Source organism: Sulfuricurvum sp., from assembly GCF_049305995.1.
In the GTDB taxonomy this organism is placed as follows: domain Bacteria; phylum Campylobacterota; class Campylobacteria; order Campylobacterales; family Sulfurimonadaceae; genus Sulfuricurvum.
In genome coordinates this window covers 1-3,980 of record NZ_JBAQPS010000273.1, presented here as the reverse complement: position 1 = coordinate 3,980, position 3,980 = coordinate 1, and the positions used below count along the sequence as shown (strand labels likewise).

The 3,980-nt window shown below is 37.3% G+C and carries 1 protein-coding gene and 1 pseudogene; one reads left to right on the top strand and one right to left on the bottom strand.

The features are described 5' to 3' along the window. Window positions 1-1,234: pseudogene (locus WA010_RS09340) on the bottom strand (hypothetical protein); the annotation flags it as partial. A gap of 216 nt (window positions 1,235-1,450) precedes the next feature. Here WA010_RS09340 and WA010_RS09335 point away from each other — a divergent pair. Then, window positions 1,451-3,980 (top strand): diguanylate cyclase domain-containing protein (locus WA010_RS09335; protein WP_422556860.1); only part of this gene is annotated, 2,530 nt, incomplete at its 3' end.

Genomic DNA, 3,980 nt, shown 5'->3' with positions numbered 1-3,980 from the left:
CTACCTGTGATATGACTTTGTAATTATCGGCACGCGATGCAATCTGGGTAGGAAGATTATAATAATATTGGGATGGTAGGGCATTGTTTGCATAATCGGCATAGACAATGTTGAATCCTGCATACACAAAAGGCTCAGTTTGTCCTGCTTGTACTGCATTGCATGAGCTTCTGGTCAAGGAATCGGGACAATCCGGATTTACACGAACACTGCCGCTGTTTCCCCAAAAGTTGCCGAAAAAGGTTAAATTATTATTGGTATTTGAGGTACATTCTCCAAGCGGTTCATGAGGTATCGTGTTTGTACCATAGCCACCTAAAAAACAGTTATCTGTCGGCATGGTATTATATATATTAATGAGACTTAAAGCAGATTGTACCACTCCTCCTGATACCTTTATGATATTGCCAGAAATATCAGCGTTATTACCACCTGTTTCAGCGCTCGCTCCCTCCCCCTCAATGGTAATTCCTACAACATTAGTTGCATTTGTCGGAACAACAGTGACATTATTATCACTCACCGTAAACGCACCAACTGCTTTTTGGAGGATAACCCCACTGCTTGTAGCACTTGATATCGTATTTCCGCTCATTACAAAGGTTCCTGCATCGGTCGCTTTAAAGCCATAAGGGTTATTATTGTCACCTGCTGAAGTAATATTTGAGTCTAATAATTGGAAATTATCACAACCATCCTTTAATGTTATCCCATTCGAATTTGTTTCTTGTGCCCATACTGTTAAGCCTGATAAGATTACGCCACTTGTGTTGATAAGATTTATTGCATCACCGGAGTGATTAAATTTGATATATAAATTTTCTAACCTTAAACCAGAGGTTACAGAAGCAGGAGAACCGTCATCAGCTCTGATTGCATTGGGAGCATTATTTTCTATAATTTTAAAATTTTTGATAGTGATATTTTGACTGTTTCCTTCAAATTTGATCGTCGGGTTACCTGAAGTATTTTGAAAGGTTACACTTGTTTGATCTTGGCTTTTAGACTCGATTATAAGGTTGCTTTTGGACGTAATAAGTATGCGCTCGTCATAAGTTCCATCACAAATTGAAATAGTATCTCCTGATGAAGCGTTATCAACAGCTGTTTTGATTTGCCCTTGAACGTAGGTATCAGGATTGCAATGACCTACTTCAGTTATTGTGCCAAATACATTGATTAAATTTACAATAAACACTAAAACTATAAGCCAGATTCGCCCTTTATATCTCATCGTTTGCCTTTTCGTGGTTTTCCACTATTTGATATCTTACTTACCAAGGCTTTTTAACCCATGACTATAATTGATTTTATATTTCTCTTATTTTATTCCTATCGCTATTAAAGGATGATTAATGGAAAAAAATGTTATTTGAAATTGGGTAGCAGATCATTGCAATCCTAATTTTTCTTGGTGTATAATCATCCTAATTCAGTTGAGGGAAAAGTAATGTTACTCAGTGATTTGGTAGTGCAAAAAAATGATTGTATCGATGTTGATGCTTCTTTGCATGAAGCGATCGACAGAATGGGCAAAGAGGGGATCAGTCATGTCATCTTGATCAAAAATGAGATGGCTGTGGGGGTATTAACGCTCAAAAATATTATTGATTTATATCACGATGGTATTGAAGGTGAAGTCAAAGCCATTGTTTATGCAAACTATCCTGTCATCTCTTTACACGATAATCGCCCTACTGATATGGCAGTCGAACTAATGATTGATTATGAAATACGTCGATTGATATTGGTTGATGAAAATGAAAAATATATTGCCACTCTTTTACAAAGCGATATTCTTTCTTATTTTGAATCTAAAATTCATACAGCGCAAGAAGTTTTTCAATGTTTGAATCGTCGTAACAAAGCTGTCGGCGTCGCATATGATGCGAGTGTGTATGATGCTGTCACATTAATGCAAGATGAACATAAAAATGTTTTGATTGTTATGCAAGGAGCATTCCCTCTCGGGATTGTGACGGAGCAGGATATATTGGATTTAGCGTATCGGAATATTTCGAGCAAAGAATTGATTTCTCATTTTATGCATACGCCGATTATTACCGTAGAATTGAATGAAAAAGTTCATCATGCGATCGAAATCATGAAAGAGCGTGATATACACCATTTGATGGTTAAAGGTCGAGATGAACATTTTTATCTTTTGAGTGAAAAAGATCTTGTTCTTAATTACAATACGGCATTAGAGATTAAGCTGGAAGCAAAATTACGAGACAGCAAAGCCACGTATAATTTATTGGGTTTGGCATTTTGCGAAATTGTGGATATCGGTGAAGATCAGATTATTAGATGGCTTAATGCTGAAGCTATGATAACGTTTCAAATTAAAATCGATGATTCGGCATCCAAAATCTTTCCGGATAATGGATGGGATTTTTTGATGGATTTGTTGCGAAAACACGGTGGTGTCGATAAAGAAAAAATCGAGATAGGTGAACGTGTTTATGAAGTGACGTTGATTGAAGCAGAGGTTAACGATCATACGATCATGAAACTTTTTCTCAATGATATTAGTGAATTGGTTCGTTTAAACGAAGAGCTGCGTAAAAGCTTAGAGTATTCTATTGAATTGGAAAAAGAGAAGAGCGGACTCTATTTGAATGTTGCTGCTGTCATGTGTATGGCATTGGATAAAGAGGGAAATATTGAGTTGATTAATCCTAAAGGATGTGAAATTTTAGGTATAACTCAAGAGGAAGTTATCGGTAAAAACTGGTTTGATACGTTTGTCGTCTATGAACAATCTGGGCAAAGTAAAGAAGTCTTTTATGAGATTATGAGCGCTCAACGAGAGATGATTGATTACTTTGAGAATAAAATATGGACCAAAAATGGGGAAGAACGGGTCATTGCTTGGCACAATGCAATTATAAAAGATAATGAAGGTATTCCAATCGGAAGCTTTTCATCAGGTGAGGATATTACACGCTTACAAGAATCAGAACGGGAAATCGAGCGAATGACCCATTATGATGTTTTAACCAATCTCCCGAATCGTTTGTTGCTTAATGCCAGACTTAAACACTCGATTGAACGATCCGATAGAGAAAAAACAAAACTAGCGGTGATTTATATTGATATTGATAATTTTAAAGATATTAACGAATCGTATGGATATACGGTTGGTGATGCTCTTATCGTTGAAATTGCTTCTAAGATGGATCAGGTTATACGGCGTGAAGATACGATTGCACGTATTGGCGGAGATGAATTTATCATTGTTATGGAAGCGTTACAGGATATGCATGAATGCGATCGTGTGATCAAGGCTATTATCGGCGTATTTGAAGAGAGTATTGTTACTCAAGAGAGTGATTTTCTCATGACCGTGAGTATGGGTATAACGATCTATCCTCAAGATGGAGAAGATGCTCAGACGTTGTTGAAAAATGCTGATATTGCGTTACGCAGAGCCAAAGAAGCCGGAGGAAGCAACTATTGTTATTTTGCTCAAGAGATGAGTGTGCAACTCTTTGAACGGGTTTTAATGGAGCGGGAATTACGTCGCGCGATCGAAGAAAAAGAGTTTATTGTTTATTATCAGCCTCAAGTTGATTTGGTTTCACTAAAAGTTATCGGTGCTGAGGCGTTAGTTCGTTGGCAACATCCATCCCAGGGCATTATTCGACCTGATATTTTTATCCCTTTGGCAGAGTCCAATCATTTGATCGTTCCGATCGGTGAACAAGTATTGGCACAATCGTGTGCATTTACAAAGCGTTTAATCGATGAGGGACTGTTTCATGGGAGAATATCGGTAAATGTATCGGGTAAACAATTCGATCGTCCGGATGCGGTAGAGACATTGAGTCGTATTATTGATAACAATGGGTTAGCTCATCAGTATGTTGAACTGGAGATTACTGAAAGCGTTTTGATGAATAATCCGAAAGTATTAGGTGAAAAGCTGATGGCTCTTAAAGCTTTGGGAATCGAAGTGGCAATTGATGATTTTGGTA